We start from the raw sequence: 22,540 nt of genomic DNA, 5'->3' as shown, positions 1-22,540 counted from the left end.
AGATCAGCCAAAGCAGAGGATTGTTAGAATGATTGTCCGTAGAAGCAAAGTGCGACTAAGGCTAGCACAATGAAAACCGCAGCAAAAACAATAAAACGGGTGAATGGATCTTCCATGTCGGTCGTTTCTTGGTAGGTCATCTGCTGTGGTGCTCTTTGCGGCTGAAGTATTTGCTGGGGCGAAACAGCGGGCTTGGTGGCAGTTGGCAAGGCAATTGTTTGCACTGCTTGGCGCTGCACAATTGTTGGTTGGCCTGCGCTGCTAAGCAGCACTTGATTTTGGTAGCCCTGTTGCAATTGACGCATTAATTGATCGATACTGGCAGGCCGCTCGTGCGCAGCTAAAGCCAATCCATTATGTAATGCTGCTGCTAGGCTGGGCGAAACTGCGGAATTCAACAAATCAGCACTCAGCAACGGATCAGGCTGGCCATTGATCAAGCTGCTGGCGCGGGTTAGTGCATCTGCTGGCTCGCAATTGGTGAGCAAATGATAGAGCGTAGCAGCAAAACTATACACATCGCTGCGCTGACTGACAGGGCTGGTGGCTTGAATTTGCTCCAAGGCGGCGTAGGCCAAGGTGTAGGCGACGACGCTTTGGTTTGAGGAAGCCCATTGTTTGGCCAAGCCAAAATCGACCAACATCAATTGGCCTTCTGGCGTGCGAATAATGTTTTGCGGCTTAATATCACGGTGAATCACTGGTGGCGTTTGATGATGCAAATAGCTGATTGCCGGCGCAAGTGCATTGGCCCACGCCAGCACCACATCTGGCTCAAAAGCAGCACTGCGGTGGGCTAAAAGTGTTTCAAGATTCTCGCCCTCGATCAAATCCATGATTAAAAAAGCGGCATCACCAACCCGCTGCAAATCGTAGACGCGGGGCAACGCTGGGTGACGCAAGCGCGCCAGCAACTGGGCCTCGCGCTCCAAATTACTTTGAAAAACTGCATCCTGGCCGCGAAAATATTTAATTGCCAGCTGATGTTTGAGTTGTTGATCAAACGCTGCATACACCGTGCCCATGCCACCTTGGCCAATTAAGCGCAAAATTTGGTAGCGCCCAAGCAAGGTTGAACCAACTCCTAAACTCATAACTACTCCCTAGCCCAAAAATGGACACGATCCTATAACAATGATAATTAACAGAAAGAAGATAACATTCACAACTTGGCTTGGACTAATTCCATCGTCGTCATCATCAAGTGCCGATTTAATCCGCCTATTGCTTACATCGCGGGCAATAATCCACTGTGGGTTATTGATTGGGCTAAATGGCTTTGGCTCTGCCCTATCTTGATATAGCTGCTCATAGTTGGGCATACTCCATTGGGCACGATTCATTTGCTCAGCAGCACTCCAGCGCGAAATTGAGCGCCGTGGGCGGGGCGGAGCTACGGGAGTTGAAGCAGGCGCTGGGCGAGGATCAATCCGCCGTGGCGGCGCATAACTTACGCCATCAGGCAATTGAGCATCAACCCGAATTGTTGGCTGGCCAGCGCTCGTGGCCGCAACCATGGGCACGCTGACCGTTGCGGTTTGTGCTGCTTGCAACAAACGCACCACCTCACGAATGCTGGCAGGCCGTTCGTGGGCACGCAAGGCCAAACAATCCAGCAGCACCCGATCCAGCGCTGAGTTAACCGTACTATTCAGACTGCTTGGCACCGGCAAGGGATCGGGGTTGGCATAAATTTGAGCGCTGGCGCGTGTCAAGGCATCCACTGGCTCGCGATTGGTCAGCAAATGATAGAGCGTTGCGCCAAACCCATACACATCGCTGCGCTGATCGAGCGTGTTTGTGCCTTGAATTTGCTCCAACGAGGCATAGGGCAGGGTGTAGGCAATCACGCTTTGCTGGCCAGTTGACCATTGCTTGGCTAAGCCAAAATCGAGCAAAATCAACTTGCCGGTGGGCGTGCGCATCACATTATGCGGCTTGATGTCGCGGTGAATCACCGGCGGCTGTTGCTGATGCAAGTAGCTGAGTGGTTCGGCCAAGGTTGCTGCCCACGCCACCACGGTTGCAGGCTCAAAGCCGCTGCCGCGTTGGGTCAGCAACGTGCCAAGCGTTTCGCCCTCGATCAAATCCATAATCAAATAGGCATCGTCGTTTTCGCGGCGAATATCATAGACGCGCGGCAAGGCGGGGTGCTGCAAACGCGCCAAAATCTGAGCTTCGCGGTCGAGATTGGCATGCAAAGCAGGATCGGAATTGCGAAAGTGTTTGATCGCCACAGGAGTATTCAATTGGCGATCAAAGGCTGCATAGACCGCGCTCATACCGCCTTGACCAATGGCCCGCACGATATGGTAGCGCCCCAACAATTCGGTTCCTGCTTGTAACAACATACCTAACTCACAATCTCGTTATAGAGTGCTTCAATCTGATCGAGCATGCGCTGCGGACTGAAGGTGCTGCTTGCTCGTTGGCGGCCATTGGCCCCAAATTGCGCGCGCAAGGCTGGATTTTCCAACAGCACATTGATCGCACGGGCAAGGGCCGCAGGATCGGCTGGTGGTACGACAAAGCCAGTTTCGCCGTGGGCGTTGACAAAGCTTGTGCCTGTGCCCAATTCCGTGCTGACGATTGGAATACCAGCAGCCAACGCTTCAAGTTGCACAATGCCAAATGCTTCTGCTCGTAAATGGGATGGTAGCACAAATACATCGGCAGCGGCATAGTAATTTGGTAAGGCTTCATCCGGGACTTCGCCAGCCCATACAATACGTTCGCTAATCCCTAAGCGTTGCGCCAAATCGCGGAGCCGTGGCTCTTCGGGGCCAATGCCAACCAAAACCAACTTGGCAAGCGGAATTTTTGGCAGCGCTTCAAGCAGATAGTGCAAACCTTTGTAGTGGCGAAAACGCCCAACAAACAGCAGCATGGGAGCGCCAACCTGCGCGCGCAAGGCTTGAATTGCCGCATGATCAAGCTGATTAAAGCGCTCGCTATCGACGCTCAGCGGAATAACCCGACATTTGGCAGCGTGCGGTGCAAGCCATGGCGAAGTTTGAATATATTGCGGGCTAGCGGCAATAATGCGATCGGCAGCGTTCAAGGTGCGGGTGAGCAATGGCCGATAGAGTTGCAATAAACGGCGCTGGCGCACAATATCGCTCTGATACGTAATGACCAATTTGGCCTTGCCCCGCCGCAGCCAATACAGCAAATCGCCAGGCGGGAAGGGATGGTGCAAATGGATAATATCAGCGGGCACACGCCAGCTAAGCGGCAGGCTCATTGGGCTAATTGGGGTTGAGGCTTTGCGCAACCATTGGGCTGCTTTGATCACCGCCACGCCATTGCGGCGCTCAATCTCGGTTTTGGGGTAGGTATTGCTGACCGCCACCGTGACTTGATGGCCACGCTCGGCCAAGCCCTCAGCAACCACCCGAATGTGGTTTTCCATCCCACCAAGCACCGGAAAATAATCTTTATACACATGAAGAATTCGCATCGTTGTTTGTATGCTCGCACTGAAAGAATCGCTAGCAGCAATTATAAAGGATGCGGCTATTGGCTGTTGGCTATAGGCTATGGGAACAACAATCAAAAAATCTGTGGAATCTGTGGCTAAAAAATGATTCTTCGTGCAATTCGTGGCGAAAAATTTAACGTAGCGGCGCAGAACACGAATGGCTATAAGCGATGGGCTTTTGGCTTTTGGATGAACGATTGGCGGGAAATCCCACCGATCTTCCGCTAGCCAAGAGCCTGTAGCCTATAGCCACTCCTTATGCTCTATGTTCTATGCTCTTTTACAGCGTGGATGCCAGTAAAAACCAGCATCCACCCAGCAATTGAAGTTTATTCGGGGATGATAAATTCTTGGCCAACGTGAATGACATCGGGGTTAGGGATGCGGTCGCGATTGGCTTGATAAATGCGTTTCCACTGCATTTCATCGCCATAGAAGCGTTGGGCAATGGCGCGCATGGTATCGCCAGAACGTACCGTATAGGTTCGTTGGGCTGGCAGTGGCGTGCTAGCATCGGGAATAACAAATTCTTGGCCGACGCTGATCACATCGGGGTTATTGCCGATAATTGCCTTGTTGGCCTCGTAAATTCGTCGCCATTGGGCTGGATCGCCATAGAAGCGGCCTGAGATTTTGCCCAACGTATCGCCACCTTGGACAGTATAGCGTTGTTCAGCGTTGGCTGCTGCTTCAGCTTTAGCGGCTTCTTCGGCCTTAGCTGCTTCAGCTTTAGCAGCCTCGGCTTTGGCGGCTTCTTCGGCCTTAGCAGTTTCTTGGGCTTTGCGCACTGCCTCAGCAAGCGCGTTGCTGGTAGCGGCGGTTTGGGCATCGGCCTTTTCGCGCGCCTCTTGGGCTTGCTTAATCGCATCAATCGCACCCGAGACTGATGATGAAGCAGCTTCTTCCTGCTTCTCGTGCAGATCGTTCAAACGCTCTCGGATTTGACCAATTACATTTCCTGGCGCAGCGGCGGGCTTAGCTTCAGCTTCGGCTTCAGCACGTTCGCGACTTTGGTCAATCGCATCCTTCATCTGATCAGCCAAATTACCAAAAAACCCTTTTTTTTCCTTGTCGGCCATAGTTCAACTCCTTTAGCAAGCGATTGTAACTGAGGCATATATAAGCATTATAGATGCCAACGAGCACAATGCAATGGTGCGTCCTTGCATTTGCTCTTGCAGATACGGTATGCTTAAGCAACATTCCGAGCAGTGACACGTACTATGCAACAGTAGTCAGTAGGAGCATTACACAATGTGGACACGCATCAAAACAATTGTACGCGCTTGGTTGCACGCCTTGTTTGATCGGGCAGAGAACCCGGTGACTATGGCCGATGAATATATTCGCCAACTTGAAGCTCAATATGGCGAGGCCAAACGAGCAACCGCCATGGCCATGGCCCAAGCAACCCGCATGGAGCAAAAGCGCGACGAAAATCGCAAACAAGCTGATGATTGGGAACGCAAAGCCACCAATGCCCTCGAACGCAACGACGAACAGTTGGCCCGTTCGGCATTGGAACGCAAGCGCCACTATAGCGCCGCCGCCAGCGAATATGCAACCCAATCGGAAACCCAAAGCGCGCAAGTTAAAGATTTTCGCACTGCAATTGCCCGATTGGAACAGCAAATTGGTGAGGCACGAGCAAAACGCGATTTGATCAAAGCCAAAACCAGCCGCGCCACATCGCAAGAAGCCGCCACCAGAGCACTGCAAAATATGCAAGGCTCAGGCGAATTAGGCGATCGTTTAGGCGCGATGGAAGAACGGATCGACGATCGCTTGTACAAAGCAGAGGCAATGGCCAAATTGGAGAGCAATTCGCTGGAAAATAAATTCCGCGATTTGGAGCAAGAAACCTCGCTCGAAGCCGAATTGGCTGCGCTCAAGGCCAAAGTGAATCAAAGCTAATTGAATGGTTGCCCAGCCCGCTGTTGTACGAAGATAGCGGGCTTTTTTATTGCGTGCCAGCCAGCACGTCGCCAACGCTCAGCCAGCCATAGTTGGGAAATAATTTGCCCACCTGGGTTGAAAACAGCAGCGAATCGCCCAACACAACTTGCGGCGTGCCCTCGACCACGACTTCGCCCTCGCCCAACAAAACCACTCGCTGAGCGCACAAGGCCACAAATTCGACATCGTGGGTTACGACGATAATGCCATGCTGTCCGCTGGCCAAGGCTTGCAGGAAGGTAGCGAGCTGTTGTTTTGCTGCATAATCCAAGCCTCTGGTTGGCTCATCGAGCAAGAGAATTTGTGGCTTGGCGACCACAATTGCGGCAAATGCTGCCCGTTGAGCCTCGCCACCAGAAAGATCACGCGGGTGACGCTCGCGCAGATGCAGCAAATTCAAGTGTTGCAAGGTTTGTTCAATGTGGCGTTGATCAATTGCCTGACCATGATTTTTGAGCGTCCACGCCAGCTCTTGCTCTAAACTGGGATGAAACAAGATGTCGCTGGGGTTTTGCGGCACAAAGCCAATCTGCTGGGCCAATTGCTCAACCGCACGATTGGCAATTGGTTGTTGCTGCACCAACACGCGGCCTTTGGTTGGTTGTTGTAAGCCAACCAAATGTCGTAGCAAGGTGGTTTTGCCAGAACCATTGCGGCCCATAATCGCCAGAATCTCGCCAGCACGTAAGCGCAGATTGACGGCCCGCAAGGCTGGTTGCTCGGCATAGCTGGCATCGATGGCTTCGGCGCGCAATAATTCAGCACCCAAGGTTGGGGCTATCGGCAGTTTTGGTTGGGCACTAATTGGCTGTTGGCGCACAGCAGCGCGGCCTTGCTTGATGGTCAATGGCAATGGCTGCCAGTTGAAATGGCGGGCAACTTCGACCAACGGCGGGGCAAATGGCATCTGCGCCAGAACAGTGCGCGGCACGTCAGCAAGCGCAATCTTGCCAGCATGCATCCACACAATCCGATCGACATATTGTACAACGCGCTCTAAGCGATGCTCCGAAAGCACAATCGTGAGGCCCAAATCGGCGTTGAGCTTTTGCAAAGCGGTCAGCACTTCTTCGGCAGTATGGGGATCAAGCTGCGAGGTTGGTTCATCGAGCACTAAAATTTGGGGCTGAACGGTTAATGCGGCGGCAATTGCGACCCGTTGGCGCTCGCCACCAGAGAGGCTGGCCAAGGAGCGATGGCGCAAATGGGCAATTTCTAGTTGATCGAGGGCTTCTTCAATACGGCGGCGCATGGTTGCTTGAGGTAAGCCAGCATTTTCCATGGCAAACGCCAATTCATCCTCGACAATATCGACCACAAATTGGGCATCGGGGTCTTGAAAAACAAAGCCAACGTATTCGGCCAAATCGCGCGGCGTATAGTGGCGGGTATCGCGGCCACAAACAGTTAATTGGCCTTGCCATGTGCCGCCATGAAAATGCGGAATCAGGCCATTAATTGCCCGCAGCAAACTTGATTTGCCGCTACCCGACGCGCCACAGACCAGCACAAATTCGCCTTCGGCGATCTGCAACGTACAACGATCAAGCGCTGCACTTGTGGCTTGGGGATAAAAATAGCGTACCTGTTGAAAATCAATCACGCAGCGCTTAATCCAGCTTAATCTTTATCACGGTAGCGATCAACCACGGTTGGCGTTTCGCGGCCACTCAGCACATTCACAATATCGTAATCGCGCTGACGATTGGCAATATCGTCGTTATAGCGCTTGACCTTACGATCAAATTCGTCGTGTTCCCAATTGCGCTGGGTCTCGTTATCCCAACGACGGCGCAAATAAATTGGCCCCACAATCAGGATCAAGCCACCAACGATCATTGTTAGGGTCAAGCCAATCATAAATCCATTCATGGGTACGACCTCCTAGCTTGATTATACCATTGGGCGCGAGGGGTCAGGCTTTGATCCACGAAGCGCACGAAGAGCACGAAGGACGGAAACCGCGAAGGCCACGAAGGACACGAAGGGTTGTTGGCTATAGGCTACAGGCTTTTGGCTATTGGGTCTAAATTCTGGGAATACTCAAAATCGTTCCGATAGCCCATAGCCTATAGCCCTCTATGCTCTGCGCCGCTGCGTTAACGGATTGATCCACGAAGAGCACGAAGAGCACGAAGGACGGAACCGCGAAGGACACGAAGATCGCGAAGAACTGTTTTGTAGCCCATAGCCTGATACCCAGCCCCCGACCCCTGATCCCCAAACGCTCTGTTCTTCATCCTTCATCCCTCATCCTTCATCCTTTTATTAGAATATCATCCCACTTGGGCGGACGAGGCTGCGATCGATGCTGGCTAAATTCGGGCGGCCACAGAGCGCCATTGAGCGTTGCAATTCGCGCTGCATAATCGTCAGCACATCGGCAACCCCAGCGCTGCCAGCAACCGCTAAGCCCCACAAGACAGGCCGCCCAAGCATGATTGCCCGCGCGCCGAGAGCCAAGGCTTTGAGCGCATCGCTGCCCCGCCGAATACCGCCATCGATATAAATTTCGCAAGGGCTGTCAGCTAAAGCGGCAGCAACTTCGGGCAAGGCTTCGAGTGTGGTCACCGTACCATCAATTTGGCGGCCACCATGATTTGAAACCACCACCGCCGCCGCGCCTGCTTGCGCCGCCAAGCCTGCATCTTCAGCGGTCAAAATGCCTTTGACAATGATTGGCAAGCTGGTAACTGAGCGCAACCATGCGATCGATTCCCAAGTCAAGCCAGCATCAAACATATCGGCTTTGGGGTCGGGCAAGGCGTTCGGGCCAGCGCGGCGATAATTTTGGGCGGCTGGCACATCGCGAAAATTCGCCATGCTCAGATGGGCAGGCACGCCAAAACCGCTGCGCAACTCGCGCTCACGTCGCCCAAGCCAAGGCCGATCAATCGTCAGCATCAAAGCTTGGTAGCCTGCGGCCTCAGCGCGAGCAATCAAGCGCTCGGAAACGCTGCGATCGCGATAGACATACAATTGAAACCAGAGCGGGCATTCGGCGGCAGCAGCCACTTCTTCCAGCGAACGAGTGGCCAAGGTGCTGACGGTGAATAACGAGCCAGCCTGAGCCACGCCGCGCGCAGTTTCACATTCGCCCTCGGCATGGGCCAAGCCATGATAAGCCGATGGCGCGACGAGAATGGGCGAATCAAGCTGCTTGCCAAGCAGGGTTGTTGCAGTCGAAACCTCGCGCACATCGACCAAAAATCGGGGCCGCAAGCGCACCTGCTCAAATGATTGCAGATTAGCCCGTAGCGTTACTTCATCCTCGCAGCCGCCTGCATAATAATCGCAGGTTGGGCCTTCCAACAGCGCCATTGCCTGTTGCTCATACTCGTGGAGATTAATCGGCTTGCTCATAGCGATCCTTTCGCAGCCTGCAATAATCCAGTAGGCGTAGTTTAGCAGATGGCTCGGCAAGCTTCAGCGACAAATGTCTGCCACGACTCAGCGCTGCGAGCGGATAAACCACAGCATTGGAATTGAAAAGATTGATAAGGTCAACATTGCTCCGGCAAAATCATAGGCACGAATAAAACCAATATTATTAGCAAGATTATCTTTATACAATGGTTTGATTATAATTGGAATAGTGCTAACTTCATTATTTTGTTTAAAAAGATACATATCAATATACGTAAAATCAAATTCTCGATTACAATTAGGATAGGTGGGAAGAGAACTTAGCACTGGCATATGTTTGAAGTAAAATCGATAGGGATTATACATATAGTTATTCCCGTCGTCAGAGATGTCGGTATACATAGGATAAAAATTAAGATCAGGATCTTGGCTTTGAATTGCATTTGGAAACATTTTTATGCCTTCGCCTAATGGTTGATATTTTTCATTAGCAACCGTAATCATGGAGTAACAATAAAGGGTTGTTTTTTGATTAACATTATAAAAATCAATATGGAAGATAAATATTACTAAAGCTAACTTAATCAATAAAATAATTATTATTAATTTCTTGATATATAATTTATTTCTAAATATTGTAATCCAAATTATACTATACATAATTAATAAAAATATCAATCCAATAGCAATAATAGCAAACATTATTAATGTCACATTTATTGATTGAGTAAATCGCAGATCATAAAAATTAAAGTCATTAATATCAGCTTTGTAGCTCACATCAAATGGTTGAGTATACGTTTTGGTGTTGGAAATAATCTCTAACACAAATGAATAATTTTGTGGCACAAATGTATCTTGGCATTCAAGCGTTGCAACAGGCTTGATATGAAAAAAGTTTTCTAGATCGACAAACTTAACGTGGTTATTTTTTTGATTGAAATTGAAACTAAAGCGCGTTAATGGATCATTGACTAAGGCAAATTGTAATGTGATTGGCTTGGTAGGCGCTGGTTCAATCGCCAGAATCCGATCCAGTATTACCAAACGTTGGCCTGTTGCCAGTTGGGTAGTGGGTGTGGTTATCAGCGGACGAAAACAGGCAAGTTGCTGTGGTGGCTGTTGGCAACCAACCAACAGCAACAGTATTCCAATCCATACTAAGCGACGTAGCATAGCCTTGCTCCTTCTAAATAGTGATAGAAGCAGCATAGCAAGCCTAAATGGATGTTAAATGGCTTTAGTGGCTGAGCCAACTGTGCAAAACCATGCCGATGATAATCACGCCAATGCCAAGCAAGGTCATGACGCTTGGCGCAGGACTGTTCAACAATACAATTTCCCCAACCAAGGCAAAGACCACTTCGCCAGCTTGGGTTGCTTCAACCGCCGCCAATTGGCCTTGGTGATGCTGGGCCAAATCGGTAGCTTTGAAAAAGAGCACCGTGGCAATCACGCCCGCCAATAGTGCAACCAGCATCGATTGGCCAATTTGGCTTGAGCTTGGCCAACCAACCGTGCTTGCCGCCACGGCTGCTAAAACAAGCCAAAAGGGCAAGCTGGCAATCGTCATGCCCAAGACGCGTTCGAAGGTTGCCAAGCGTTGGCCACACAGCTGCATCATAGCTCGATTACCAAGCGGATAGGCGAAAGCGGCAATCACCACAGGCACAAAGCCCAAAAGCACGTCGCGCCAGCCAATCGTGGCCGCATGTTGCAACTGAATCACCGCCACGCCCGCCAGAATCAAGCCCGAAATTGCCAAACTACGCCAATGCCAAGCTGCTTGGTTGGGGGCTGATTTGGCTTGGAGCAAGGGTGCAACTAACGCTCCCGCAATAATCGTAATCTGCCATGTGCTCGCAACCAGCCAAGCAGGAGCGTATTTGGCGGCAAAACAGAGCGGCGCATAAAACAAACCAAAGCCAATCGTGCTCCACCACAGCCATTGCCAAGGTTGTTGGCGTAACTCGCGCAGCACCAAGCCCAACTTGCCGCGCCAAGCCACAATCGCCACCAGCGGAACCAGCATAAACAGATAACGCAGGCTCGCGCTCCACAGCCAATGGCCGCCAGCCAACTCCATCAAGCGATTGAGCACAAAAGTCGAGGCAAAAAACAGCGAGGCCAACAAGCCCAAAAACAATGCGCGCATAGCCATGATCCTATTCAATTAAGTGCCAGCATTGGCCAAGTATAGCACGGGGATTAAGTAAATTAGGATTGTAAGAATTTTGGGCATGCCCTCACCCCAACCCCTCTCCCGTGGCGCGGGAGAGGGGCTTTAATGTCGTGGTTCTTGTCGCAATTCTTGGTGCACAACGGTCGGCTCCCCCTCGCCCGCGTGCAGTGGGCGAGGGGGTTGGGGGGTGAGGGAACGCTCCATGCCACCATCAATCGCTCAAAACCTACCCTTGTAAGAAGGAGGCTGGGGGGTGAGGGCATGCCCCAATCGTAGCCACGCGCAGTTGCCATAACTAACCAGCTATGCTATAATCGCGCGGTCAATTGATTGGCACGAAAAGAAACGGCGTGTGAAGCTTCACACGCTTGTTGTTTGTCCAGCGACCGTATCCGCTGTATGCCAATGAAATTTAACTATTCAACCAGCGCCGAGAGATACGGCTCTACGCGTTAGAAATGCAAAGGCAGAGCAATGCAACAGGCTCCCGTCATTCACGAAATTGAAAACGAATATCTGCGCAAAGATGTGCCAGAATTCCGCGTTGGCGACACGGTTCGCGTGAGCGTCAAGGTTGTTGAAGGTACGCGCGAACGGATTCAAGACTTTGAAGGTGTCGTAATTCGCCGCCGCCGCATGGGTGTGAACGAAAACTTCACCGTGCGCCGGATTGCCTCACACGGTATTGGCGTTGAACGAACGTTCTTGCTGCACTCACCCCGTATCGACGGCGTGAAGCTGGTGCGGACTGGTAAAGTTCGCCAAGCCAACCTGTACTACCTGCGCGGTCGTACTGGTAAAGCCGCTCGGATCAAAGAACGCCGCGGTTAATCGTTTTCGTTATAGCTGCAAAACCCTGCGCGGGTGTGGGCCAAGCCTGCACTCGCGTTTGTATTTTTGGGAGCTTTGGCTATGCTGCAACGAATGCAACGCTTGGTTATTTGGGCTTTTGAGCGCTTTTATCACGAAGGTGCGTTTAGCTACGATCTGGTAGCGTGGCTCATGTCGCAAGGCTATTGGAGCCAATGGGTATTGGCAGCCTTACCCGAAATTGCCGATCAGCCATTGCTTGAGCTTGGTTGTGGCACGGGCTATGTGCAAAAAGCTCGCCAAACCCAAGCGAGTTTAACAATTGGCCTTGATGAATCGCGCCAAATGTTGGCCTTGAGCCGTCGCCGTGTAGTGAAAGCAAAGTTGGTGCGCGCAGTTGCCCAAGCCTTGCCATACGCCGATGCCAGTTGGTCGGCGCTGCTTTCGACCTTTCCCGCGCCCTATTTATTTGATCGCCGCAGCTTGGCCGAGATTCAGCGCGTGCTAACCGCTGATGGCAAGCTGTATATTGTCGATGGCGGCAGTATTCCCAATGGCCTGTATGCATTCGTAATTGGCTTGATCTATCGGCTTGTCTTTGGGCGGCAAAGCAACCCCGATGTGCCAACCAGCCAGCTCGACCCACGAATTCAGCGCTTGCACGAAGCAGGCTTTCGCGTCAGCACGCAGATTAAGCAAGTTGGCCGCTCGCAAGTCCAAATTTTTATCGCCGAGAAAGCCCAATAAGCTCTTGATAATTAGATAGGATTAGGATCTGGCGCAAACCAGCCCCAATCCCCAGCCCTCAATAACCAACCTATGACAATTGGAATTTACGAAGAACAACAACTTTGGAATAAAGGTGCGCAGCTTGTGGCGGGCGTTGATGAAGTTGGCCGTGGCTGCTGGGCTGGTCCCGTGGTTGCAGCGGCGGTGATCTTTCCGCAACCCTTGCTCAACGACCCAACTGCTTTAGCAGGCATCAACGATTCGAAAACGCTTAGTGCCGAAGCGCGCCAAGCAATGGCCTTGCGCATTCGTCAATTGGCCAGCGGCATTGGGCTGGGCGTGGTTTCCGCCCATCTCATTGATTTATTTGGCATTGCAACTGCCACCAAATGGGCGATGATGCATGCAGTTTTGAGCCTGCCAGCCTTGCCCGATGGCTTGGTGATCGATTGGGTTAAATTGCCAGAATTGCCAGTATTGCAACGCTCGCTGCCCAAAGGCGATGCAGTCAGCATTTCGGTGGCGGCAGCTTCAATTGTGGCTAAAGTCTATCGCGATAATCTGATGCACGAGTATGATCAGCGTGATGCTCGCTATGGCTGGGCAGCACATAAAGGCTATGGCACGGCCCAACATCAACAAGCCTTGGCAGCGCACGGCCCAACCCAGCTGCATCGACGCTCATTTAAGCCGCTTGCGGCCTTTGTTGATTGACAAAATTGCCAGAGAATGATACTAAGGTCAAACATGGCTTTTATGGAGTGTTGATATGCCCTCGCCATATTATGATCAGGGACGGCGTGATGCTGAAGAAGGCACGCTGAATCAATTGTTTTATCACACCTACCACGATTATAAGCGTGGCTATGACGAAATTGTCAATGGCCCACCCAAACCAAAGCCAAATTTCCTCTATTTTTTGATTCCGGCGCTGTTGCTGGTGGGGCTTGCTGGCGGTTGGTTTTTACGCGATCGCGGCGTTTTGAGCGCTCAACCAACGCCATTAGTTGTGATGGTAACTGTAACGCCAGTCACTGCTTCGCCAACCTTCCCGCCATTTACAATTGCCACCCCAGCCCCACCAACTCCAACTCAATTGGTGCTGGAAATTGGCAGCGAGGCAATTACGCTCGAACAAGTGCGCATCCGGCCCGACCCAAGCATCCAAGGCGAACCGATTGGGGCGCTTGATCCAGGCGAAGTGATTACGATCGTCGATGGGCCACGCTCAGGCGATGATTACACCTGGTGGCTGATCGAATCGGCAATTGGCCAAGGCTGGGTCGCTGAAGATTTTATCCAAGCACGCTAAAGGAACATCTATGACTGATCACGTTGTTCTTGATGAGTTAAATGGCCGCTACGGCGATTTTGGTGGGCGCTATGTGCCCGAAACCTTAGTCGCAGCAATTGAGGAATTGACCGAGGCTTTCTTTCGCATTCGCACCGACCCTGAGTTTCAGGCCGAATTGGCGCATTTGCACCGCACCTACACGGGCCGACCAACCGCGCTCACCTTTGCTCGACGTTTGACCGAAGAGCTTGGCGGAGCACAAATTTGGCTCAAACGCGAAGATCTGACCCACACAGGCGCGCATAAAATCAACAATGCGCTTGGCCAAGGCCTTTTAGCCAAACGCATGGGCAAGCAACGCATTATCGCCGAAACCGGCGCAGGCCAACACGGCGTGGCGACGGCAGCAGTTTGTGCCTTGCTTGGGCTGCAATGCGTGGTCTATATGGGCACCGAAGATATGGAGCGCCAAAAACCCAACGTCTTTCGCATGCGCTTGCTAGGAGCCGATGTGCGCGGCGTGAACACTGGGGCCAAAACGCTCAAAGATGCAGTCAACGAAGCCATGCGCGATTGGGTCAGCAACCCAGATTCGTACTATTTGCTTGGCTCGGCGCTTGGCCCACATCCCTACCCGCTGATGGTGCGCGAATTTCAAAGCATCATCGGCATCGAGGCGCGCGAACAAATTTTAGCCGCAACCGGCAAACTGCCAGATACGATCATCGCCTGTGTTGGCGGTGGCTCAAATGCGATTGGCATCTTCCACCCCTTTATCAACGATGAACATGTTGATCTGCGCGGCGTTGAAGCTGGTGGCCATGGCATTGAGCCAGGTCGCCATGCAGCGCGGTTTGCTGGCGGGCGCTTGGGCGTTTTCCAAGGTACACGTTCGTATGTATTGCAAAATAGCGATGGCCAAATTGCCAATACCCATAGCATTTCTGCTGGCCTCGATTATGCTGCTGTAGGCCCAGAGCACGCTTGGCTCCACGACGAAGAACGGGCCTTCTATACCTATGCCACCGACGAAGAAGCATTAAATGGGTTTCAATTGCTCTGCCGCACCGAGGGCATCATTCCAGCGTTGGAATCGTCGCATGCGATTGCCGAAGCTGTGCGTTTGGCCCCAACCATGAGCAAAGAAAGCATTATTTTAGTCAATCTGTCGGGGCGGGGCGATAAAGATATTTTCACCGTTGCAGATGTTTTGGGAGTGCAAATGTAGCGTAATGGCTTCTGATGAGGCCAGTGTGTAAGGAGTAGTTATGGCTCAAGCATGTGTGGTTTGTCGCGCGGCGCTGGCCGATGGCTCGGTCTATTGTTCCGAATGTGGCTCGCGCCAGCCAGAAACAGGTCAATCGACCCAAGCGCTTGGCAGCGGCGTTTTTGGCTCGCAGCCCTTACCCAGCAGCGATACGACCGATGATTCGCCGTATGCGCCACGGCGTAGTGGCACCCAACCATTGAACGATCCACCAACCCAAGTGGTCAACCTGCCAAATTACCAAAACGATAGCTCGACCAGCAAGCTTGGTGGCTTTGGCAAAGAGCCATCAACCCAGCCCAATTTTGCCTTGCCGCAATATTCACCCAATAACCAAGCAAGTTATCAACAACCAAATTATCAACAACCGGTTGCCAAATCAAACAAAACAGGTCGCTGGTTGATTGGCGGTGGCTTGGCGTTGGTTTTGGTGGCAGGCGGTGCTGGCACATATTTCCTTGTCAATAAAGATTCGAACGGTGGCAACAGTGGCAATCTGGCCAATGCGCCAACCTGGACACCCTTGCCAACCAATTTGGCGCAGCCAACCGAGGAAACCGCTGCCAATCCCCAAGTTGAAGCAACCGCCACTAGCGAGCCAACCCAAGCCAGCGGCAATGCCACCGCAGAGCCAGTACCGACCAATGAATCAAGCGATTTGCCAACTCAAGCAGCTGGTGGCGGCGTGCCAACCGATCTCGGCGGCAGCCTGATTTATCTCGAAGACTTTAATCTGGTGCGCCAAACCTTGAACGATGGCGTGGTCTTGCCCTTCGATCTGAGCGACTACAACTATTACAGCGATCTTTTGCGCTGGTCGCCTGATGGTAAAACCATGGCTTTTTATGTGCGCGACGGAGCCAAAACAACGATTTATCTGGCCAATGGCGATGGATCGGACGTGCGCAGCGTCATGGAATTGCAAAATGTTGCGCCTCAAAGCTTGAACTGGGCACCTGATAGCAGCAAATTTGCCTTCGTCACCAGCGACATCGATTTTGAAACCAAAGACGACCAAAATATTTATGTCTACGATGTTGCAAACAGTAGCGAAAAGCAATTAACAACCGCTGGCATGATCGATTTCGACCCATTAAGTTGGGCACCAGATAGCCAAACGCTCTTGTTTATGACTGGAGCAGATGCAATTGAACTAAATACAATCAAGGCCGATGGCAGTAATCAAACCAAAATCGCCACGGTCTATACCGCCGATGCGTGGTGGAACAAAGATAGCAAGATCATTTACGATGATTTTTGTGATCCTGGCACGTTTGATCGTGGCGTTTGTTTGCTTGACCCAGCCACGGGCGATGTAGAAACCTTGCAAAAAGTTGGCGATTTTTATCTTAGCGGTATTTCGCCCGATGCCAAGTGGTATATGCTCGATAACTACAGCGATGGCTCATTACTGATTATCAATGCAGATACTGGCGATAAGGAATTGGTTGCGCCCCCAAGCAGTGCCGACTCATACGAAGTGCGGGTTTGGGGCAAATGGTCGCCCGATGGACGTTATGTCACCTACGAGGCAATTGGCAAAGGCTCGTTTATCTACGAAATTGGCTCTGGCAAAGCCCCAGCACCCTTTGTAAATGGCTCAATCGTCGAGTGGCTACCATAAAAGGATGAAGGATGAGGGATGAAGGATGAACAGCTGGCTATAGGCTTTTGGCTATAACCAGCTGTTTCCATTTAAACTAAATTCGTTCATAAAAAAGATAGTTTTAGGCACACGATAACCGCAAAGGACGCGAAGAACGCAAAGCTTAGTTAAATAATTTCTTGGTATACACTGCTATTCCAAGTCTCCAACTAATCCAACATTCGTGCTCTTCGTGTCCTTCGTGGTTAAAAAACGTTAGCTCCCAACCCCTAATTATCGCAACCCAAGTTGTTTATAGGCGCGCAACAAGGTAGCATTGGCAACTTCGGCAGCACGCTCGGCTCCACGCTTGAGAATGCCATCGAGTTCAGCAGGATCGGATGTTAGCTCGTTGTAGCGTTGTTGCAACGGTTCCAAGGTTGCCAGCACCACATCGGCGACCGCGCCTTTGAGCTTGCCATAGCCTTGGCCTTCGAACTCGGCCTCAATCGTCGCTTTATCCTTGCCAGTCAGGGCTTGGTAAATGCCCAAAAGGTTATGCACGCCATGGCGAGTTTCATCGAATTTGATGTCGCTGCCCGAATCGGTAACCGCCCGCATAATTGCTTTGCGCGTCGCCTTCAAATCGCCCAACAAGGGAATCGAATGGTTAGCGGCTTTGTTGCTTTTGCTCATCTTTTGGGTTGGCTCATCCAAGCCCATCACCCGCGCCGCCACAGGCCGAATCAGCGGCTCAGGAATCACAAATGTCTCGCCATAAAGATGATTAAAGCGCTCGGCAATATCGCGGGTTAGCTCAATGTGCTGGCGTTGATCATCGCCGACGGGCACGACTTGGGTATCGTAGAGCAAAATATCGGCGGCCATCAAGGTTGGATAATTCATCAAGCCTGCGGCGACAGTTTCTTGCTTTTGCGATTTATCCTTGAATTGGGTCATGCGATTCAACCAGCCCAAGGGCGTTTGGCAATTTAAAATCCAGCCAAGCTCAACGTGGGCGGGCACATGCGATTGGACAAAGATCGTCGCATGCTCAAGGCTGATGCCTGACGCAAGATAAAGCGCCGCCAAATCGCGCACGTTTTTGCGCAACTCTGCTGGATCTTGGGGCACGGTAATCGCATGCAAATCGACAATACAAAAGAAATTATCGTATTGTTTTTGCTCTTGTACCCAAGTGTGAATCGCTCCCAAATAATTGCCAAGGTGCAAATTGCCCGATGGTTGAATGCCCGAAAAGACTCGTGGTAAGGCAGCCATAATCATCCTCCGCTAAACTAAAACAAGGCCGTCTCTCGATCCACATACGGGACGAGAGACGGCTTGATTCTCGCGGTACCACCCGAATTCGCAACTAAAGCATAGTTACGCGCTCGTAGCCCGCTAACGGAGGCAATCACGGCTCAGCCTACTACCAGGCAGCAACCCAGATTCGGTGAGCAACTCAGCGGGCCATTCAGCAAAGTCAGCTTGATTATCCTCGCAGCCAAGGGATAACTCTCTGGACAAGTGCGCTTTTGCTTACTCTTCCGCGTCAACGTCGTTTTCAATTTGTGGCGCTTATTGTATTCAGCCGTAGCATGCTTGTCAATCAGTCGAACGATTGATCCCCGAAACCTGAAACCACGAAGAGCACGAAGGATGAGGCTATAGGCTATAGGCTATAGGCTATTGGCTCTAGGGTTTTGACTTTTGACTTTTGACTTTTGATTTCTGTTGTGATTAGGTTCTTGCCTTCCCATAGCCAAAAGCCTATAGCCTCTATATTTTAGCCACGAATTCCACGAATTGCACGAATGAAAATCTTTTAGCCACAGATTGCACAGATTTGCTTGATTATTGATTTCCCATAGCCTATAGCCAAAAGCCTATAGCCTCATCCGCTCTGCGCCGCTGCGTTAAAATCCTCGCCCTTCGTGCGCTTCGTGCTCTTCGTGGATCAAAACCCGATCCCCGATCCCCAACAACCAACCCCCAAAATTTATCAGCTTATGTGCAATCGGTCATAAGGCGGGGATAGCAAACCTGTTTCAATGGTAGAATATTGAGCAGATGCTTCCAACTGGAAAGGGATTTCATGGCGCTTTCGAATAGTGAATTTGTGGTTGAACGATCGTGGAAGATCAATCGTTCAACGCCAGTACGCTGGGTTTGGTCGCATGCGCGGCGCAATCTTTGGTGGATTATCGGGCTGTTTATTGGGGCGTTTGGCAACGCGTTATTTGCCGCGCAAGTGCCAATCGTCACTGGTCAAGCCTTCGAGGCGGTTAAAACTGGCGATAAAGACGGCTTGTGGTGGGCGGCGTTGCTCATTGTTGGTGGGCAATTCTTGCGGGCGTTTGTGCAGCTTTTGCGCAATTTCTCCTCGGAAGTGATTGGCCAGCGGCTCGAACGCGATGTGCGCGATGAACTCTACACCAGTTTATTGGGCAAAAGCATGGCCTTCCACGATAGCCAACCAACCGGCGATGTGATGGCCCGCGCCACCAACGACGTGCGCGAAATGAACTTGATGCTCAATCCTGGGGTCAATTTGGTCGTTGGCTCAGCGATGTTCTTAATTATGCCGCTGATCGCCTCGCCACACCCGCAACTGTTGGTTGTGCCGATTCTATATTTGATTTTTTATGGGCTGCTAGTTTGGCAATATTTACGTCAACTGAAGCCCGTAACCACCGCCGTGCGGGGCAGTTTTGGCGAATTGAACGCCACTTTGGCCGAAGCAATCGATGGCGTGGAAACCGTCAAAGCCACCGCCCAAGAAGAACGCGAACGCACCCGTTTTCGTGCTGCGGTCACCAAATGGCGCAATGCATTTGTGGCTCAAGGTAATGTGGAAGCGGTCTTTTTGCCAGTCTTATTGCTTGGGTTGGGCCAAGGCTTGGGCTTTATCCATAGCCTAATTCTTTTCCGCAACGGCCTGATTAGCGTTGGCGATGTGGTTTCGTTCAACGGCTTATTGTTGCTGTTTGGCTTCCCCACCTTTACCGCCCAATTTGCCTACTCGCAGCTTTCGAGTGGCCTTGCAGGCGGGCGACGGATTTTGGAATTAATCACTACCGAAACTGAATTAGACGAAAATGCCCAAGGCTATGCCGAGCCAATGCGCGGCGAAATTGTCTTTGAAAATGTGGCTTTTGGCTATCACAGCGACGTTGATGCAATCCAAAATGTTAATTTTCGGATTGCCCCCGGCCAAACCGTAGCCTTAGTTGGTCAAACTGGCGCTGGCAAAACCACGCTGACCAAGCTGCTCAACCGCACCTACGATGCCCGAGCTGGCCGAATTTTGATCGATGGCGTTGATCTGCGTGATTGGAATTTAGCAGCCTTGCGCCGCCAAATCTCAATCATCGAGCAAGATATTTTCCTCTTTTCGCGCTCAATCGCCGATAATATTGGCTTTGGTGTGCCCAACGCCACCCGCGAGCAAATTATCGAAGCCGCCAAGGCAGCCCAAGCCCACGATTTTATTGGGCGCTTGGCCGATGGCTACGATACGGTTATTGGCGAGCGTGGCGTGACGCTTTCTGGTGGTCAACGCCAACGTTTAGCCTTAGCGCGGGCATTTTTGACCGACCCAACAATTTTGGTGCTTGACGATTCAACCAGCGCCATCGATAGCGCAACCGAAGATCGGATTCAACAAGCAATTGAACAAGCCTCGCAAGATCGCACCACGATTTTGATTACCCATCGGCTTTCGCAAATTCGCTGGGCCGACCTGATCATCGTGATTCGCAAAGGCACAATTAGCGCCGTTGGAACCCACGAAGATCTCATGCAGCAATCCGAAGCCTATCGGGCAATCTTCGCGAAATTATGAATTATGAAGGATGAATTATGAAAGACGGATGACTAAGGATGCGTGCAAATTAAGAATATTATGCTTCATCCCTCATCCCTCATCCTTCATCCTTTCAAAAAAGGTGCTTATGTTTGCAGGATTAGATACCGAAAATTATGATCGCCAGTATGGCGACCGCGAATTAATGGGGCGCATGTTGAGCTATTTTCGGGCTCATCGGCGCACCGCATTGTGGACAATTCTCCTGATTTGTGGTTTGGGCTTGCTCAACACCGTGCCGCCATTTTTGGTTGCCCAAGCGGTGCAACGGATTGGCGAGGCCAACCCCGATTGGAATTTTATCTGGTTGCTGGCGAGCGGCGGCGTGGTGTTTGGCGTGTTGCAATGGGCCATGGGATGGGTGCGCCAACGCCTAACCGCCAAAATTGTGGCCGATGTGATTAGTGCCTTGCGCAACGATGCGTTTAATGCAGCCATCAGCCATGATCTTTCGTTTTTCGATGATCTGCGTTCTGGCCGCATTATCAGCCGCATCACCTCGGATACCCAAGAGTTTGCCCAAGTTTCCCGCCTGATCATCGAAATTGTGAGCCAAGTGCTCACCGTGATTGCCTTGCTGATTTATTTGCTTAGCGTTTCGGTGCCGCTCAGCTTAGGCATTATCGGCTTTACGCCAATCGTGATTGGGCTTGCTTTAGGCTTTCGGCGCTTGGCTCGCTTCGTCACCCGCAAAGGTTTTCAGGTGTTGGGCGAGGTCAATAGCTCAATTCAAGAGGCCGTAACTGGCATTAGCATTGCCAAAAATTTTCGCCAAGAAGCCCGCATTTATGGCGAATTCAGCGAAATCAACCAGCAATCGTATGGGGTAAACCTGCGGCGCGGCTTTGTGCTCTCGAATGTGTTTCCAACTCTGAATATTGTTTCGGGCTTTGGCACGGCGGCGCTGATTTATTGGGGCGGTTTGTCGGTTATCGATCTCTCGATTACGTTAGCTGCTTGGTATGTGTTTGTACGCTCCGTCGACCTGTTTTGGTTTCCCTTGCTGAATATCTCGGCCTTTTGGAGCCAATTTCAGGCTGGCTTGGCCGCTGCCGAACGCATTTTTGCCTTGATTGATGCAGACCATAGCGTCAAACAAACCGATCAAGAGACGACAGAGCGCCTGCGCGGCGAAATCGTATTTGATCATGTTGAATTTCGTTATGGCCGCAAAGAGCCAGTGCTGAATGATTTCAGCCTCACGATTGCGCCAGGCGAAAGCATTGCCTTGGTTGGGCATACAGGCGCAGGCAAATCGAGCATTGCCAAATTGATTACCCGTTTTTATGAGTTTCAGACGGGCAAAATCACCGTTGATGGCCATGATATTCGATCGCTGGATTTGCGCAGCTATCGCCAACAATTGGGGATTGTGACCCAAACTCCGTTTTTGTTTGATGGCACGGTTGCCGACAACATTCGCTATGCAGCGCCACATCTGAGCGATACAGAGCTTGAAGCGGTGGCAACCCAAATTGGCGGCGGCGAATGGCTTGAAACCCTGCCCCAAGGCCTGCAATCGCAAGTTGGCGAGCGTGGCAACAAACTTTCGCTTGGCCAGCGCCAATTGGTGGCGTTGACGCGGGTTTTGGCAGCGCAACCAGCAATCTTTATTTTGGATGAAGCGACAGCGAGCATCGATCCATTTACTGAAACCCAAATTCAGCAAGCAATGGACTTGATTCTCTCGCGCTCGACGGCGATTCTGATTGCCCACCGACTTTCGACCGTGCGCTCAGCCGACCGCATTATTGTGCTCAATCAAGGCCAAATTATCGAAGAAGGCAGCCATGAGCAACTGATGAATCAGGGTGGGCATTACGCCGATTTATACGATACCTACTTCCGTCATCAATCGTTGAGTTACATCGAATCGCGTGGTGCAGCACGCAGCGTTTAACTGTAATGGTTCATTGGGTTGACAACAGCAGTATTCCCGCAACCCCATCCAAGGGTTGGTTTTCGCTGCAAACCACGCATCCGCAGGTTCGTCAACGGATGT

At 51.4% G+C, this 22,540-nt stretch carries 19 protein-coding genes and 1 other annotated feature; of the genes, 9 read left to right on the top strand and 10 right to left on the bottom strand.

Annotation, left to right across the window (positions count from 1 at the left end; all coding sequences use genetic code 11):
• Positions 1–23: 23 nt before the first annotated feature.
• From C5S61_RS26360 to C5S61_RS26345, 4 genes are all read right to left on the bottom strand, one after another.
• Positions 24–1,094: a serine/threonine-protein kinase gene (locus C5S61_RS26360; RefSeq protein WP_110520536.1), complete on the bottom strand. Its 1,071-nt coding sequence runs from the start codon at positions 1,092–1,094 to the stop codon at positions 24–26.
• 9 nt (positions 1,095–1,103) lie between these two features.
• The gene (locus C5S61_RS26355) at positions 1,104–2,351 is read right to left on the bottom strand and encodes a serine/threonine protein kinase (protein ID WP_110520534.1); all 1,248 of its coding nucleotides are present in this window, start codon (positions 2,349–2,351) and stop codon (positions 1,104–1,106) included.
• A 2-nt stretch (positions 2,352–2,353) separates the two neighbouring features.
• On the bottom strand, positions 2,354–3,460 hold the full coding sequence (locus C5S61_RS26350; protein WP_110520532.1) for a glycosyltransferase: 1,107 nt from the start codon (positions 3,458–3,460) through the stop codon (positions 2,354–2,356).
• A gap of 350 nt (positions 3,461–3,810) precedes the next feature.
• Positions 3,811–4,560 (bottom strand): LysM peptidoglycan-binding domain-containing protein, encoded by a 750-nt coding sequence (locus C5S61_RS26345; protein ID WP_205701484.1) that lies wholly within the window; start codon positions 4,558–4,560, stop codon positions 3,811–3,813.
• 175 nt (positions 4,561–4,735) lie between these two features.
• Between C5S61_RS26345 and C5S61_RS26340 the strand changes: the two genes are divergently transcribed.
• Positions 4,736–5,395: a PspA/IM30 family protein gene (locus C5S61_RS26340; protein ID WP_110520530.1), complete on the top strand. Its 660-nt coding sequence runs from the start codon at positions 4,736–4,738 to the stop codon at positions 5,393–5,395.
• A gap of 46 nt (positions 5,396–5,441) precedes the next feature.
• Here C5S61_RS26340 and C5S61_RS26335 read toward each other — a convergent pair whose 3' ends face one another.
• The 5 genes from C5S61_RS26335 to C5S61_RS26310 all read right to left on the bottom strand — a co-directional run bounded on the left by C5S61_RS26335 (position 5,442) and on the right by C5S61_RS26310 (position 10,958).
• Positions 5,442–7,040, bottom strand: a complete 1,599-nt coding sequence (locus C5S61_RS26335) for an ABC transporter ATP-binding protein (RefSeq protein WP_110520528.1) — start codon at positions 7,038–7,040, stop codon at positions 5,442–5,444.
• A 17-nt stretch (positions 7,041–7,057) separates the two neighbouring features.
• Complete coding sequence (locus tag C5S61_RS26330) at positions 7,058–7,309, bottom strand: hypothetical protein (protein WP_054536823.1); 252 nt, start codon at positions 7,307–7,309, stop codon at positions 7,058–7,060.
• A gap of 396 nt (positions 7,310–7,705) precedes the next feature.
• Complete coding sequence (locus C5S61_RS26320) at positions 7,706–8,800, bottom strand: alpha-hydroxy acid oxidase (RefSeq protein WP_110520524.1); 1,095 nt, start codon at positions 8,798–8,800, stop codon at positions 7,706–7,708.
• A gap of 87 nt (positions 8,801–8,887) precedes the next feature.
• Positions 8,888–9,979 carry a hypothetical protein gene (locus C5S61_RS26315; RefSeq protein WP_110520522.1) on the bottom strand — a complete coding sequence of 364 codons (1,092 nt, stop codon included), beginning with the start codon at positions 9,977–9,979 and terminating at the stop codon, positions 8,888–8,890.
• 64 nt (positions 9,980–10,043) lie between these two features.
• Complete coding sequence (locus C5S61_RS26310; RefSeq protein WP_110520520.1) at positions 10,044–10,958, bottom strand: DMT family transporter; 915 nt, start codon at positions 10,956–10,958, stop codon at positions 10,044–10,046.
• A 501-nt stretch (positions 10,959–11,459) separates the two neighbouring features.
• On the opposite strand from C5S61_RS26310, the gene rplS reads away from it, so the two are divergent.
• From rplS to C5S61_RS26280, 6 genes are all read left to right on the top strand, one after another.
• The gene (gene rplS / locus C5S61_RS26305) at positions 11,460–11,816 is read left to right on the top strand and encodes a 50S ribosomal protein L19 (protein ID WP_012187786.1); all 357 of its coding nucleotides are present in this window, start codon (positions 11,460–11,462) and stop codon (positions 11,814–11,816) included.
• Between the two features lie 81 nt (positions 11,817–11,897).
• A complete protein-coding gene (locus C5S61_RS26300) occupies positions 11,898–12,542 on the top strand; it encodes a class I SAM-dependent methyltransferase (RefSeq protein ID WP_110520518.1) in 645 nt (214 codons plus the stop codon).
• Between the two features lie 72 nt (positions 12,543–12,614).
• Entirely contained in the window at positions 12,615–13,238 is a 624-nt protein-coding gene (gene rnhB / locus C5S61_RS26295) for a ribonuclease HII (protein WP_110520516.1), read from the top strand.
• 55 nt (positions 13,239–13,293) lie between these two features.
• On the top strand, positions 13,294–13,836 hold the full coding sequence (locus tag C5S61_RS26290) for an SH3 domain-containing protein (protein ID WP_110520514.1): 543 nt from the start codon (positions 13,294–13,296) through the stop codon (positions 13,834–13,836).
• A 10-nt stretch (positions 13,837–13,846) separates the two neighbouring features.
• Positions 13,847–15,046 carry a tryptophan synthase subunit beta gene (gene trpB, locus C5S61_RS26285; protein ID WP_110520512.1) on the top strand — a complete coding sequence of 400 codons (1,200 nt, stop codon included), beginning with the start codon at positions 13,847–13,849 and terminating at the stop codon, positions 15,044–15,046.
• 40 nt (positions 15,047–15,086) lie between these two features.
• Complete coding sequence (locus C5S61_RS26280) at positions 15,087–16,709, top strand: PD40 domain-containing protein (protein ID WP_110520510.1); 1,623 nt, start codon at positions 15,087–15,089, stop codon at positions 16,707–16,709.
• A gap of 255 nt (positions 16,710–16,964) precedes the next feature.
• On the opposite strand, the gene trpS is transcribed toward C5S61_RS26280, so the two are convergent.
• The gene (gene trpS, locus C5S61_RS26275; protein WP_110520508.1) at positions 16,965–17,951 is read right to left on the bottom strand and encodes a tryptophan--tRNA ligase; all 987 of its coding nucleotides are present in this window, start codon (positions 17,949–17,951) and stop codon (positions 16,965–16,967) included.
• A 44-nt stretch (positions 17,952–17,995) separates the two neighbouring features.
• Positions 17,996–18,238 (bottom strand) — a binding site (T-box leader).
• A 530-nt stretch (positions 18,239–18,768) separates the two neighbouring features.
• Between trpS and C5S61_RS26270 the strand changes: the two genes are divergently transcribed.
• Complete coding sequence (locus C5S61_RS26270) at positions 18,769–20,517, top strand: ABC transporter ATP-binding protein (RefSeq protein ID WP_110520506.1); 1,749 nt, start codon at positions 18,769–18,771, stop codon at positions 20,515–20,517.
• A gap of 109 nt (positions 20,518–20,626) precedes the next feature.
• Entirely contained in the window at positions 20,627–22,438 is a 1,812-nt protein-coding gene (locus C5S61_RS26265) for an ABC transporter ATP-binding protein (protein ID WP_110520503.1), read from the top strand.
• The last annotated feature ends 102 nt before the right edge of the window (positions 22,439–22,540 follow it).

This window comes from Herpetosiphon llansteffanensis, assembly GCF_003205875.1.
GTDB classification, from domain to species: Bacteria; Chloroflexota; Chloroflexia; order Chloroflexales; family Herpetosiphonaceae; genus Herpetosiphon; species Herpetosiphon llansteffanensis.
Note: the sequence above shows the minus strand (reverse complement) of the source record. Positions and strands in the feature narration are given on the sequence as shown.